Raw genomic sequence first — 12,306 nt, 5'->3', positions numbered from 1 at the left:
CGGCTCGATGCGTCCATGACGATGACCTCCGGTCGGAAGCCATCGTCGCCAACGCGTTGCGGAAAGTTCGTAGGACGGCGCTGAACGCCGGCGTGCGACGGCGCAGGCGCCGAGCTGGCGCGGGGTTTCGTCCTACACGCGCTGCCGCCCGCCCGCCTACCGCTCAGGCAGCGCTGCGCGGATGATCCCGGCGTGACCCAGCCCGACCTGCGCCCCGACGAACGCGAACTGCTCGCGACCCTGCTGCGTGCCCGCGGGCGCGAGCCCGGCAGCTTCAGCGCCGCCCTGCAGCGCGACGGACTGGTGCGCCTGTCGGGGCCGCGCGGCACGGCGTTCTACCCGCGCGACACCTGGCTCACGCGCTTCTCGCGCCACCTGGACAAGGCGTTCTTCGATGCCCCTGTCCCACCGCCTTCCTGGCCGCAGCGCGGGCGCAAGGGCGAGGCGACGCAGGAATAGCCCGCGGGCCATGCCCTACGATCGGGGCCACATGACCCCGCCTTCGCACGCGCCCATCCCGCCTGAAACCATCGCCGCCGCGGAGCCCCGCGCGTGAATCCGGACGCCGACAAGCTGTGGCGCGCCCCGCGCTGGGCGCTGGCCGTGCTGCTGGCGCTGCTGGGCATGCTGGGGCCGTTCTCGATCGACACCTACATCCCGGCCTTTTCCGGCATCGCCCAGGCGATCGGCGCGACGCCGGTCGAGATGCAGCAGACGCTGTCGGCCTACCTGTTCGGGTTCGCCTTCATGAACCTGTTCCACGGCGCGCTGTCGGACAGCTTCGGCCGCCGGCCCGTGGTGCTGTGGGGCATCGCGGTGTTCACCATCGCCTCGATCGGCTGCGCGCTGGCGCAGACCATCGGGCAGCTGGTGTTCTTCCGGGGGCTGCAAGGCCTGTCGACCGGCGCCGGCATCGTGGTGTCGCGCGCGGTGATCCGCGACATGTTCCCCCCGGCGCAGGCGCAGCGGGTGATGAGCCAGGTGACGATCTACTTCGGCGTGGCGCCGGCGGTCGCGCCCATCATCGGCGGCTGGCTGTTCGTGCACCTGGGATGGCACTCGATCTTCTGGTTCCTCACCGCGGTCGGCGTGCTGCTGTGGCTGGCCAACTGGAAGCTGCTGCCCGAGACGCTGCACGTGGACCACCGGCAGCCGTTCAACGTGCGCAACCTGCTGCAGGGCTACTGGGCGCTGGGCTCCAGCCCGCGCTTCCTGCTGCTGGCGCTGGCCAGCGGCGTGCCGTTCAACGGCATGTTCCTGTACGTGCTGGCGGCGCCGGAATTCCTCGGCACGCACCTGCGGCTGGCGCCGACCGAGTTCTTCTGGTTCTTCCTGCTGACCATCGCCGGCATCATGGGCGGCGCCTGGATGAGCGGCCGGCTGGCCGGGCACATTCCGCCCAAGCAGCAGATCCGGCACGGCTTCGTGATCATGCTGGCGATCTCGCTGGCCAACGTGGCGGCCAACCTGCTGTTCCCGGCGCAGGCCTGGTGGGCACTGCTGCCCATCGCGCTGTTCGCCTTCGGCTGGTCGCTGATGGTGCCGGTGGTCACGCTGCTGGTGCTGGACCTCAACCCCGAGCGGCGCGGGCTGGCCTCGTCGCTGCAGGCCGTGATCGGCTCGACCGCCAACGGCGTCGTCGCCGGCGTCATCGCGCCGCTGGTGATGCACTCCACCGCCTGGCTGGCGATCGCCTCGCTGCTGATGATGGGCGTGGGGCTGCTCGCGTGGATCTACGTCCACCACCGCTGGCCGGAGATCGGACGGCACGCGGTCGCTCACGCCTGACGCGAGCGCCGCGCCGCGTCAGGCATCGAGCAGCCAGCGCGCGCGGCGCTCAGCGATAGGCGCGCTTCTTGGCGTCGCGCGGCACGAACACCTTGCCGCCGTTGCCGGGCTTGGCGAACGACGAGCGCGGCGCCGGCTTTTCCCAGGGCGTCGATTCACGGCGCTCGCGGCGGTCGCCGTTGAAGTCGCCGAAGCCGGTCTGGCGGCCGAATTCGCCGCCAGTGTTGCGGCGGGCGCCATGGCCGCCACGCGGGCCAGGCGCGCCACCGCGCGGACCCGGGCCGCCACGGCCGCGGCCGCCGAAGCCGGGTTGCGGCGCCCGCGGGGCACGCTGCTGCGGCTCCAGGCCCGGCACCACCTCGGCCTTGAACGGCTGCTTGGTGAACGCCTCGATGTCGAAGATGCGGAAGCGGTCGCGGTACTCGGCGAACGTGACCGCCAGGCCATCGCGGCCCGCGCGGCCGGTGCGGCCGATGCGGTGCGTGTAGTCCTCGCTCTTCATCGGCAGGCCGAAGTTGAACACGTGCGTGATCGTCGGCACGTCGATGCCGCGCGCGGCCACGTCCGTGGCCACCAGGATCTGCACCTGGCCGTTGCGCAGCGCGCCCAGCCGGCGGTTGCGCAGGCCCTGGCTCAGGGCGCCGTGCAGCGCCACGGCGGCGAAGCCGACCTGCTGCAGGTCCTCGGCCAGCGCATCGCACTCGACCTGGGTCGAGGCGAACACGATGGCCTGGTCGATCGACGCATCGCGCAGCCAGTGGTCCAGCAACGCACGCTTGTGCTGCGGGTGGTCGGCCCAGTACAGCATCTGCTTGATGTTGGCGTGCTGCTCCTGCGGCGAGTCGATCTGGATCTTCTGCGGCTGGCGCATCACGCGCGCGGCCAGTTGCTGGATGCGCGGCGCGAAGGTGGCGCTGAACATCATGGTCTGCTGGCGCTGGGCGGTGAGCTGTTGGATCTCGGCCAGGTCGTCGGCGAAGCCCAGGTCCAGCATGCGGTCGGCCTCGTCGACCACCAGGAAGCGCACCTGGTCCAGCTGGATCTGGCCCGAGCGCTGCAGGTCCAGCAGGCGGCCCGGCGTGGCGACCACCAGGTTGGCGTTCTGCAGCCGCGCGATCTGCATCTGGTAGGGCATGCCGCCCACCACGTTGGCGATGCGCAGGCCCTTGCAGTGCTTGACCAGGCCGATGGCATCGTGCGCCACCTGCTGCGCCAGCTCGCGCGTCGGACACAGCACCAGCGCGCCGGGCACGGCCGGCTTGAAGTTGCGCGGGTCGGCCGGGTTGCGGCGGCGACGCTTGGGCGGCGCTTCGCCGCGGGCGGAGGCTTCGTCGGCCAGGCGCTTTTCTTCCGCGCGCTCGCGATCGGCGGCTTCGGCCTGCATCTGCAGCAGCGTGTGCAGCACCGGCAACAGGAACGCGGCGGTCTTGCCGCTGCCGGTCTGGCTGGAGACCATCAGGTCGATGAAGGCGTCCCCGCCTTCCACGCCGGTGGGCAGCGCGCGCGGAATCACCTCGTCCTGCACGGCGGTGGGCTGCGAGAAGCCCAGGTCCTCCACCGCGGCGATCAGCTCGGGCGCCAGGCCCAGGCGGATGAAGCCGTTCGGCAGCGCCGGCGCGGCGGCAACGGTGGTTTCTTCGATGGAAAGCGCAGGCGCGAACTCGCCCTGCACGTCAAACGTGTCGGTCATGAAGCTCTCATGCGGCGAGTTCGAATGCCTGGGGATCGGATCGCGGATCTGCGAAGCAGATCGGGCTCTGACCCCCATTGATCGAGCTGCCGTCGTCAATGGTCAAGGGAACATGCAACCATCAACGACGTCCGGCGGAAGGCGCCGGTGGCCCCATCGGGGGGCCTGTGCATGAAGGTCGGATGCGAGGAGTTGCGGCACGCGCGGCGCCGCGAAGCTGGCTATTATCGCACAGGGCGGGCGCGGCTGCCTGAGCGCCGCCTCTAATTCCCGAGCCGGATGAAGTGCTCGCGGTAGTGCACGAGTTCGTCGATCGACTCGTGCACGTCGGCCAGCGCGGTGTGCGACTGCTGTTTCTTGAAGTTGTTGTACACCTCGGGCCGCCAGCGGCGCGCCAGCTCCTTGAGCGTGCTGACGTCCAGGTTGCGGTAGTGGAAGAACGCTTCCAGCCGCGGCATGTACTTGACCAGGAAGCGCCGGTCCTGCCCGATGGTGTTGCCGCACAGGGGCGACACGCCCTTGGCCACGAACTGCGCCAGGAAGGCCAGCAACTGGTCCTCGGCCTGCGCCTCCGAGATCACCGACGCCTTCACGCGGTCGATCAGGCCGCTGCGGCCATGGGTGTTCTTGTTCCAGGCGTCCATGCGGTCGAGCTGCTCGTCGCTCTGGTGGATGGCGAACACCGGGCCCTCCACGCGCGGCTGCAGCAGCGGCCCGGTCACGACCACGGCGATCTCGATGATGCGATCGACTTCCGGGTCCAGCCCGGTCATCTCGCAGTCGAGCCACACGAGGTTCTGGTCGTTCTTAGGCAGGGCCGCGGGCTCGGCGGCGGGAGGTGTAGCGCTCATGGCGGCATTGTCTCCGCTTCGCCGCGACGCGCGGCGCTCGACACGCGGCCGGCGCGCCGCCCGCGGATTCCCTACACTCGCCGCGATGAGCGCCTCCTACCTGTGGACCCTGGCCTTCGCCGTCGCCTTGCTGGGCGGGCTGGGCACGAAGTTCTGGCTGGCCACCCGCCAGATCCGGCACGTGGCGCGGCACCGCGCCGAGGTGCCGGCGGATTTCGCCGGCACGGTGTCGCTGCCGGCGCACCAGAAGGCGGCCGACTACACCCTGGCCAAGGCGCGCCTGGGCCTGCTGGAAATGGCATTCGGCGCCGTGGTCCTGCTGGGCTGGACGCTGCTGGGCGGCCTGCACGCGCTCAACCAGGCGCTGCTGGCCATGCTCGGCCCCGGCATGGTCCAGCAACTCGCCCTGCTGGCCAGCTTCGCTTTGATCGGCGGCCTGCTGGACCTGCCCTTCTCGCTCTACGCCACCTTCGTGGTGGAGGAGCGCTTCGGCTTCAACAAGATGACCTGGAAGCTGTGGCTGGCCGACCTGGCCAAGGGCCTGGTGCTGGCCGTCGCGATCGGCGGGCCGGTCGCCTGGCTGATCCTCTGGCTGATGGGCGCGGCCGGGCCGCTGTGGTGGGTCTGGGCCTGGGCCGTCTGGATGGGCGTGAACCTGCTGGCGATGGTGGTGTACCCGCTCTTCATCGCGCCCTGGTTCAACAAGTTCAAGCCGCTGGAAGACGAGGCGCTGAAGCAGCGCGTCACCGCGCTGATGCAGCGCTGCGGCTTCCGCGCCAAGGGCCTGTTCGTGATGGACGGCAGCCGGCGCAGCGCCCATGCCAATGCCTACTTCACCGGCTTCGGCGCCGCCAAGCGGGTGGTGTTCTTCGACACGCTGCTGTCGCGGCTGACGGCCGACGAGGTGGATGCGGTGCTGGCGCACGAACTGGGCCATTTCCGGCACAAGCACCTGGTCAAGATGATCGCCCTGCTGTTCGCCTTCAGCGCGGTCGGCTTCTGGCTGCTCGGCTACCTGTCGCGCCAGCCCTGGTTCTATACCGGGCTGGGCGTGGGTCCCAACCTGGAAGGCCCGAACGACGCGCTGGCGCTGCTGCTGTTCCTGCTGGTGGTGCCGCTGTTCACCTTCTTCATCTCACCCCTGCTCGCGCAGCTGTCGCGCCGCAACGAGTTCCAGGCCGATGCCTTCGCCGTCGCCCAGACCGGCTCGCGCGACCTGCGCAACGCGCTGCTGAAGCTGTACGAGGACAACGCCTCGACGCTCACGCCCGACCCGCTGTATGTCAGGTTCTACTACTCGCACCCGCCCGCATCCGAGCGGCTGGCGAGGATGGCCGCGGCCGGAGGCACACCATGAGTTCGATGCTGAAGAAAAAGGACTGGGCGGGCGTCGCACGCCGGGCGTTGACGCCGACCGAAGTGGTGTCGCGCCTGGGCTCGATCCCGGGGTGGCAGCTCACCGGCGACGGGCCCGATGTCGCGATCGAGAAGACCTTCCACTTCGCCGACTACTACGAGACCCTTGCATTCGTGAACGCGGTGGCCTTCGTCGCCCACGGGCAGGACCACCACCCCGACCTGTCGGTGCACTACAACCGCTGCGTGGTCCGCTTCAGCACCCACGACGTGCAAGGCCTGTCGGCCACGGACTTCGAGTGCGCGGCCCGGGTCGACGCGCTGCTGGCCTGATGGACGGCGCCCTTGTCTGATCGCGCCGGCCTGTCGCCCGGCCTGGTGGTGGCCGGGTTCGGCCGCCACGTGCTGGTGGAGTCCCCGGACGGATCGCGGCGCATCTGCCACCCGCGCGGCAAGAAGACGCAGGCGGTGGTGGGCGACCGCGTGCAATGGCTGCCGGCCCACGACGAAGGCAGCATCGAGAAGGTCGAGCCGCGTCGCAACCTGTTCTACCGGCAGGACGAGGTGCGCACCAAGTCCTTCGCTGCCAACCTCGACCAGGTCCTGCTGCTGATCGCGGCCGAGCCGGAGTTCTCCGAGCAGCAGCTGGCCCGCGCGCTGATCGCGGCCGAGGCCGAGCGCATCACGCCCCTGGTCGCCTTGAACAAGAGCGACCTGGTCGAGCCGTTCGAGCGCGCCTGGACCCGGCTGCTGCCCTATCAGCAGATGGGCTACGGCGTGCTGCCGCTGTCGCTGCGCCTGTCCGGCGAGGTGGACCGCCAGCACCTGGTGGCGCACCTGCAGGGCAAGACGACGCTGGTGCTGGGCCCTTCGGGCGCCGGCAAGAGCACCCTGATCAACCTGCTGGTGCCCGGCGCCACGGCCCAGACCGGCGAGATCTCGCGCGCGCTCAATGCGGGCAAGCACACCACCACCAGCACCACCTGGTACTGGGTGGACGAAGCGCGCACCACGGCGCTGATCGATTCGCCGGGGTTCCAGGAGTTCGGGCTGCACCACATCGAGCCGATGCAGCTGGCGGAGCTGATGCGCGACCTCAAGCCGCACCTGGGCCAGTGCCGCTTCTACAACTGCACCCACCGGCACGAGCCCGGCTGCGCGGTGATCTCCGCCGCCGCCCACGCCGAGGCCGAGCACCCGGTCACAGCCAACCGCTACCGGATCTACTGCGACCTGTTCGACGAGCTGAGCGCGCCGCAGCGCTATTAGAAGGCGTCATGGCGGGCTCGACCCGCCATCCACTTCCAGCGAAGAACAAGCGCACACGTGTGTCGCGCCCGGGTGATGGCTCCCGGCTTGCGCCGGGATGACATCGATGCGGGCATCAGGCCGCGACGGGCCCTCACCCCAGCAAATTCGCCAGCGTCAGCAGCGCCAGCAGCACCATCCACAGCACCACCGAGCGCCAGACCAGGCCGACGATGCTGCGCAGGTGGGCGGGTTCGGCGTCGCGGCCGGGGGTGCTCTCGCTGTCCGGCGCCTCGGGTGCGCCGGCCGCCGCCACGCTGAACGACGGGGAGCCGTTCGGCGCGAAGGCCGAGCGCAACGCCTCGCCGCCCAGCCGCACGCCGACGGCGCCCGAGGTGGCGGCCAGCACCACGCCGTCGTTGTCGTCGGGAAAGCGCTGCGCGTGGTGGCGCCAGCAGTCGATCGCCTCCTCGAAGCTGCCGACCACGGCAAAGGCCAGCGCCGTGATGCGCGCCGGCAGCCAGTCGATCGCCGACCAGGCCCGGCTGGCAGCGGACTGCAGCGCCTCGCTGGCGGGCTGCGCCTTCAGCCGGCTGCGGTGGCGCCAGTAGCGGGTGACGAATTCGCTCATGCGGTAGAAGACCGCCCCGGCCGGGCCGAGGCCGAAGGCGGCCAGCACCGAGAACCAGGCCAGCACGCCGAACACGTGGCGGTGCGCGGCCAGCACCGAATACTCGATCACGTGGCGCACGATCTCGCGCCGCGGCAGTTCCGCCGCATCGACCTGCTGCCATTGGGCCAGCAGCTCGCGCGCGCGCTCCTCGTCACCGGCATCGAGCGCGTCGCGGATGGCGGTGAAGTGGTGGCTGAATTGCCGGAACCCCAGCGTGACGTAGAGCACCGCCACGCTCCACAGCATGGCGGCCGGCCAGCCCACCCAGAACACCAGCGCCCAGTGGATGCCCAGCGCGGCCAGCGCCGGCAGCACCACGGCGACGCACCAGGCGATCCAGCCGTGGTGCGCCTTGCCGGCATCGAAGTTGCGGCTGGCCCAGCGCGCCCAGGCCCGCAGCCCCGCATGGATCGGGTTGTGCCGTGCCAACGGACGCACCTGCTCGATCAGCAGCGCGAACAGGATGGCGAAGAAGGACATGGGCGCAGATGATACGCATGCCCATCCGGGCCCTCCCGCAGCCGGGCGCGGGCACGTCTCAGGCCGACAGGAACCGGTAGAAGTTGCGCAGCATGGCCGCCGTCGCGCCCCAGATGAAGCGCTCGGTCGGGCCGTCCATGTAGGGCATGGAGAACCACTCGCGCTGCACGCCCATGGCCTCGAAGATGTGGCGGCGGTGGTGCGACGGGTCCATCAGGAAACGCAGCGGCACCTCGAAGGCATCGGCCACCTCGTGCGGATTCAGGCGCAGCGAGGGGTCGGGGCGCACCAGCGCGACCACCGGGGTCACGATGAAGCGCGTGCCGGTGGTGTAGGTCGGCATCTGCCCCAGCACCTCGACCTGGCCGGGCTCCAGCCCGATCTCCTCGTGCGCCTCGCGCAGCGCCGTGTGCGCCGCGTCGGTGTCGGTCTCGTCGCGCTTGCCGCCGGGAAACGCCACCTGGCCCGAATGCGTGTTCAGGTGGGTGGCGCGCTCGGTCAGCAGCACCGTGGGCTCCTCGCGCATGACGATCGGCACCAGCACCGAAGCCAGCGCGGGCTGGCGGTCGGTGAAACGCCGCTCGGCCCAGATCTCCGGCTCCCAGGCCGGCGCGGCCCGGAAGCGCGCGCGGATGGCCAGCGGCACCAGCGCCTCGCGCGCGATCGCGGGCAGGTGCGAATCGATGCCGGCCACCGGCACCGCGCGCGGATCGAAGTGGGGCAGCTTCGACAGCGGCGGCAGGTCGGCCGGCAGGGGCGGGATCGGATCGATGGGCATGGGTGTTCCGGAACGAAAAACCGCCGCAACCCTGCGCGGGCGGCGGCGGCTCCAGGCAAAGGGAAAGCCGGTTACTCGGCGGCAGCCGCCTTGTCCTTGTTGGCGTAGACCAGCTTTTCCTTGATGCGGGCCGACTTGCCGCTGCGCTCGCGCAGGTAGTACAGCTTGGCGCGGCGCACGTCGCCGCGGCGCTTGACTTCGACGCCGGCGATCAGCGGGCTGTAGGTCTGGAAGGTGCGCTCCACGCCTTCGCCGCTGGAGATCTTGCGCACGGTGAAGGCGCTGTTCAGGCCGCGGTTGCGCTTGGCGATGACCACGCCTTCGTAGGCCTGCAGGCGCTTGCGGGTGCCTTCGACCACCTTGACGCTCACGATCACGGTGTCGCCGGGCGAGAAGTCGGGGATGTTCTTGCCCAGGCGGGCGATTTCCTCTTGTTCGAGGGTCTGGATCAGGTTCATGTCGGTTCCTTCGATCGTGCCCGCGCTGCGCTAAAGGCCCCGCGTCAGCCGCCCTGGGGGCGGGCCCGGGGCGGCCGGTCAGAGGATCGGAAAGCTGGAGATTATAGCCCGGGGCCGCCCGCCGGGCCCAGCGTGGCCAGGAATGCCTCGTCCCGGGCGTCGAGCCGGCCGGCGGCACGGGCGGCGGCCAGCAGCTCGGGGCGCAGGCGGGCGGTGGCCTCCAGCCGGCGCTGGCGGCGCCAGCGCTCGATCTGCGCGTGGTGGCCGGACAGCAGTTCGGCCGGCACGCGCCGCCCTTCCCACTCCTCCGGCCGGGTGTAGTGCGGGCAGTCCAGCAGGCCGTCGATGGCGGGGTTGAAGCTGTCGGCCTCGTGGCTGCCGGCCTCGTTCAGCACGCCCGGCTGCAGCCGGGCCACCGCGTCGAGCAGCGCCATGGCGGCGACCTCGCCGCCCGAGAGCACGAAGTCGCCCAGGCTGAGCTGCACGTCCACGTGGGCGTCGATGAAGCGCTGGTCGATGCCTTCGTAGCGGCCGCACAGCAGGATGGCGCCGGCGCCGGCCGACCATTGCGTGACCGCACCATGATCGAGCCGCTGCCCGGTCGGCGAGAACAGCACCAGCGGCGCGGCATCGGCGCGGTCGGCGCGCACGGCGGCCAGGCAGCGCGCCAGCGGCTCGGCCAGCATCACCATGCCGGGGCCGCCGCCGAACGGGCGGTCATCGACCCGGCGGTAGTTGCCCTCGGCGAAATCGCGCGGGTTCCACAGCCGCACGTCGACCTGCCTGGACTCGTAGGCGCGCCGGGTGACGCCGCTTTCGAGGAAGGGCCCGAACAGCTCGGGAAACAGGGTCAGGACGTCGAAGCGCATGGCGCCGCCTTCGGCCTTCAGTAGTCGGGCTGCCAGTCGACCGTGATGCGCCGGCCGGCGACATCGACCTGGTCCACGTAGGCCGCCACGAACGGAATCATGCGCTCGTGCGGCTGGCCATCGGCCTCGTACGCCAGCACCAGCACCGTCTGCGGGCCGGTGGACAGCAGGTCGCGCACGGTGCCCAGTTCGACGCCCTCGCGGTTGACGACGGCCAGGCCGATCAGGTCGACCCAGTAGTACTCGTCGTCGGCCGGCGTCGGAAAACTGGACCGCGGCACGAAGATGCGTGCGCCGCGCAGGGCCTCGGCGGCCTCGCGGTCATCGACTTCACGGGCGCTGGCCACCACGCTGTCGGCGTGCTCCCTGGCTTCGCGGATGCGCAGCAGCACCGTGCCGGCGAAGGCCGGCTTGGCCGCCTTCTCGGGCGGTTGCAGGTACCAGCGGCGGGAAGAAAAAAGCGCCTCCGGGGAAGCGCTGTGGGGCTGGACCTTGAACCAGCCCTTGATGCCCCAGGCGTCGTGGATGCGCCCGACTTCGACCGCATCGGCCGGCAGCTCGGCCGGCTCCAGCCCGGGGGCCATGGGGCGCGTCAGGCCGCGGCGGCGGGGGTGGCCTGGGCGGCCTGCTTGATCAGGCGCTCGACGGTGGGCGAGGCCTGGGCGCCGACGCCGCGCCAGTAGGTCAGGCGGTCCTGGGCGATGCGCAGGGTTTCCTCGCCGCCGCGGGCGGTGGGGTTGTAGAAGCCCAGGCGCTCGATGAAGCTGCCGTCGCGGCGCACGCGCTTGTCGGCGACCACGATGTTGAAGAACGGACGGCCCTTGGAACCGCCGCGCGAGAGTCGGATGACGACCATGATTTATCCTTCGGGTGGAAAACCGGTTCCCCCTGCATGGGGTCTGACACCGGCTTCACGAAATCCCCCAGCGTTGAGACACGCGACATGGCCACCCGGCCAGCGACACGCTGGAAAGCCTGCGATTATAGACTGACCCCCCTGATGCTGATACGCCCGGCCACCGCCGACGACCTGCCCGCCATCGCCTCGATCTACGCCCACCACGTACTCAACGGCACCGGCACCTTCGAGACCACGCCACCCTCGCTCGACGAAGTGACGGCCCGCCACGCCGATGTGCGGGCCAAGGGCCTGCCCTGGCTGGTGGCCGAGCAAGGCGGCGATGTCCGCGGCTACGCCTACTGCCAGTGGTTCAAGCCGCGCCCGGCCTATCGCTTCTCGGCCGAGGACTCGATCTACCTGCACCCCGACGCGGCCGGCCAGGGGCTGGGCAGGCAGCTGCTGTCGGAACTGGTGCGCCAGGCCGAGGCGGCCGGCGTGCGCAAGCTGATCGCCGTGATCGGCGACTCGGCCAACGCAGCCTCGATCGGCCTGCACCGTGCGCTCGGCTTCACGCCGGTCGGCACGATCGCCGCCTGCGGCTGGAAGTTCGGCCGCTGGCTGGACATCGTGCTGATGGAAAAGGCGCTGGGCGCCGGCAGCACCACCCCGCCGGAGGCCGCATGAAGAACAAGACGCTGGCGGTCTGGCTGGCCTTCCTGGGCGGCACCTTCGGGCTGCACCGCTTCTACCTGCGCGGCTTCGGCGACTGGCTGGGCTGGCTGCTGCCGCTGCCCACCCTGGCCGGCGCCTACGGCGTGCTGCGCATGTGGTCGCTGGGGCAGAACGATGCGCTGAGCTGGGCGCTGGTCCCGGTGCTGGGCCTCACCTTCGCCGCCTGCTGCCTGACCGCGATCGTCTACGGGCTGATGACGCCGGAGCGCTGGAACGAGCGCTTCAACCCGCGCGCCGACGCCCAGGCCTCCGCCGGCCAGACCCGCTGGGCCACCATCTGGGGCATCGTCGGCTCGCTGATGATCGGCACCGGCGTGCTGATGGCCAGCATCGCGATCGGCTTCCAGGGGTACTTCCAGTACCAGGTGGAAGAGGGACGCAAGATTTCGCAGTGAGTTACCGCTGCCCGCACGGGCGGTCCGACCGAAGGTCGAACCGTTCGCGCGGAATAGCATGCAGCGCGAACACCCTCGGGCGAGGATCCGGCTTTGCCGGTCCTCGCGCGACTGATCAGAACCATCTGAAAAACGCGCAGCGTTTTT

General features: G+C 70.5%; 15 protein-coding genes. 7 read left to right on the top strand and 8 right to left on the bottom strand.

Annotated features, from left to right (window positions below):
• The first annotated feature begins 192 nt into the window (after positions 1-192).
• On the top strand, positions 193-459 hold the full coding sequence (locus PE066_RS17140; protein WP_271233737.1) for a hypothetical protein: 267 nt from the start codon (positions 193-195) through the stop codon (positions 457-459).
• 93 nt (positions 460-552) lie between these two features.
• Complete coding sequence (locus PE066_RS17135) at positions 553-1,788, top strand: multidrug effflux MFS transporter (protein ID WP_271233736.1); 1,236 nt, start codon at positions 553-555, stop codon at positions 1,786-1,788.
• Between the two features lie 49 nt (positions 1,789-1,837).
• Here PE066_RS17135 and PE066_RS17130 read toward each other — a convergent pair whose 3' ends face one another.
• Together PE066_RS17130 and orn are read right to left on the bottom strand one after the other, a co-directional pair.
• On the bottom strand, positions 1,838-3,478 hold the full coding sequence (locus PE066_RS17130; RefSeq protein ID WP_271233735.1) for a DEAD/DEAH box helicase: 1,641 nt from the start codon (positions 3,476-3,478) through the stop codon (positions 1,838-1,840).
• 263 nt (positions 3,479-3,741) lie between these two features.
• Positions 3,742-4,329, bottom strand: a complete 588-nt coding sequence (gene orn, locus PE066_RS17125; protein WP_271233734.1) for an oligoribonuclease — start codon at positions 4,327-4,329, stop codon at positions 3,742-3,744.
• Positions 4,330-4,414: 85 nt separating this feature from the next.
• On the opposite strand from orn, the gene PE066_RS17120 reads away from it, so the two are divergent.
• Genes PE066_RS17120 through rsgA form a run of 3 tightly spaced genes read left to right on the top strand, consistent with a single transcriptional unit; the run spans position 4,415 to position 6,954 of the window.
• On the top strand, positions 4,415-5,686 hold the full coding sequence (locus tag PE066_RS17120) for a M48 family metallopeptidase (protein WP_271233733.1): 1,272 nt from the start codon (positions 4,415-4,417) through the stop codon (positions 5,684-5,686).
• The gene (locus PE066_RS17115) at positions 5,683-6,018 is read left to right on the top strand and encodes a 4a-hydroxytetrahydrobiopterin dehydratase (RefSeq protein WP_271233732.1); all 336 of its coding nucleotides are present in this window, start codon (positions 5,683-5,685) and stop codon (positions 6,016-6,018) included. The genes PE066_RS17120 and PE066_RS17115 overlap by 4 nt, the downstream gene beginning before the upstream one ends.
• 12 nt (positions 6,019-6,030) lie before the next feature.
• Positions 6,031-6,954 (top strand): ribosome small subunit-dependent GTPase A, encoded by a 924-nt coding sequence (rsgA, locus tag PE066_RS17110; protein ID WP_271233731.1) that lies wholly within the window; start codon positions 6,031-6,033, stop codon positions 6,952-6,954.
• A 133-nt stretch (positions 6,955-7,087) separates the two neighbouring features.
• Here the strand turns inward: rsgA and PE066_RS17105 are convergent, their stop codons facing one another.
• The 6 genes from PE066_RS17105 to rpsP form a co-directional block, all read right to left on the bottom strand.
• The gene (locus PE066_RS17105) at positions 7,088-8,086 is read right to left on the bottom strand and encodes a CobD/CbiB family protein (protein ID WP_271233730.1); all 999 of its coding nucleotides are present in this window, start codon (positions 8,084-8,086) and stop codon (positions 7,088-7,090) included.
• Between the two features lie 58 nt (positions 8,087-8,144).
• Positions 8,145-8,864, bottom strand: coding sequence for a CoA pyrophosphatase (locus PE066_RS17100; protein WP_271233729.1), 720 nt, complete (start codon positions 8,862-8,864; stop codon positions 8,145-8,147).
• A gap of 71 nt (positions 8,865-8,935) precedes the next feature.
• The gene (rplS, locus tag PE066_RS17095; RefSeq protein ID WP_271233728.1) at positions 8,936-9,322 is read right to left on the bottom strand and encodes a 50S ribosomal protein L19; all 387 of its coding nucleotides are present in this window, start codon (positions 9,320-9,322) and stop codon (positions 8,936-8,938) included.
• A gap of 101 nt (positions 9,323-9,423) precedes the next feature.
• Positions 9,424-10,191, bottom strand: coding sequence for a tRNA (guanosine(37)-N1)-methyltransferase TrmD (gene trmD / locus PE066_RS17090; protein WP_271233727.1), 768 nt, complete (start codon positions 10,189-10,191; stop codon positions 9,424-9,426).
• 17 nt (positions 10,192-10,208) lie between these two features.
• Entirely contained in the window at positions 10,209-10,775 is a 567-nt protein-coding gene (rimM, locus tag PE066_RS17085) for a ribosome maturation factor RimM (protein WP_271233726.1), read from the bottom strand.
• 8 nt (positions 10,776-10,783) lie between these two features.
• Positions 10,784-11,047, bottom strand: coding sequence for a 30S ribosomal protein S16 (gene rpsP / locus PE066_RS17080; protein ID WP_271233725.1), 264 nt, complete (start codon positions 11,045-11,047; stop codon positions 10,784-10,786).
• Between the two features lie 141 nt (positions 11,048-11,188).
• On the opposite strand from rpsP, the gene PE066_RS17075 reads away from it, so the two are divergent.
• Together PE066_RS17075 and PE066_RS17070 are read left to right on the top strand one after the other, a co-directional pair.
• Entirely contained in the window at positions 11,189-11,716 is a 528-nt protein-coding gene (locus PE066_RS17075) for a GNAT family N-acetyltransferase (RefSeq protein WP_271236604.1), read from the top strand.
• A complete protein-coding gene (locus tag PE066_RS17070; RefSeq protein ID WP_271233724.1) occupies positions 11,713-12,159 on the top strand; it encodes a TM2 domain-containing protein in 447 nt (148 codons plus the stop codon). Before PE066_RS17075 ends, PE066_RS17070 begins: the two co-directional genes overlap by 4 nt.
• Positions 12,160-12,306: the final 147 nt, after the last annotated feature.

It is taken from the genome of Ramlibacter tataouinensis (assembly GCF_027941915.1).
Taxonomy (GTDB): domain Bacteria; phylum Pseudomonadota; class Gammaproteobacteria; order Burkholderiales; family Burkholderiaceae_C; genus Ramlibacter; species Ramlibacter tataouinensis_C.
This window is presented reverse-complemented; position numbering and strand designations above follow the sequence as displayed.

Excerpts from the sequence above, each read along its gene's own strand:
- orn (WP_271233734.1), bottom strand. The coding sequence starts at position 4,329 with ATGAGCGCTACACCTCCCGCCGCCGAGCCCGCGGCCCTGCCTAAGAAC.
- rplS (WP_271233728.1), bottom strand. The coding sequence starts at position 9,322 with ATGAACCTGATCCAGACCCTCGAACAAGAGGAAATCGCCCGCCTGGGC.
- PE066_RS17105 (WP_271233730.1), bottom strand. The coding sequence starts at position 8,086 with ATGTCCTTCTTCGCCATCCTGTTCGCGCTGCTGATCGAGCAGGTGCGT.
- PE066_RS17130 (WP_271233735.1), bottom strand. The coding sequence starts at position 3,478 with ATGACCGACACGTTTGACGTGCAGGGCGAGTTCGCGCCTGCGCTTTCC.
- PE066_RS17070 (WP_271233724.1), top strand. The coding sequence starts at position 11,713 with ATGAAGAACAAGACGCTGGCGGTCTGGCTGGCCTTCCTGGGCGGCACC.
- trmD (WP_271233727.1), bottom strand. The coding sequence starts at position 10,191 with ATGCGCTTCGACGTCCTGACCCTGTTTCCCGAGCTGTTCGGGCCCTTC.
- rpsP (WP_271233725.1), bottom strand. The coding sequence starts at position 11,047 with ATGGTCGTCATCCGACTCTCGCGCGGCGGTTCCAAGGGCCGTCCGTTC.
- PE066_RS17100 (WP_271233729.1), bottom strand. The coding sequence starts at position 8,864 with ATGCCCATCGATCCGATCCCGCCCCTGCCGGCCGACCTGCCGCCGCTG.
- PE066_RS17120 (WP_271233733.1), top strand. The coding sequence starts at position 4,415 with ATGAGCGCCTCCTACCTGTGGACCCTGGCCTTCGCCGTCGCCTTGCTG.
- PE066_RS17115 (WP_271233732.1), top strand. The coding sequence starts at position 5,683 with ATGAGTTCGATGCTGAAGAAAAAGGACTGGGCGGGCGTCGCACGCCGG.
- rimM (WP_271233726.1), bottom strand. The coding sequence starts at position 10,775 with ATGGCCCCCGGGCTGGAGCCGGCCGAGCTGCCGGCCGATGCGGTCGAA.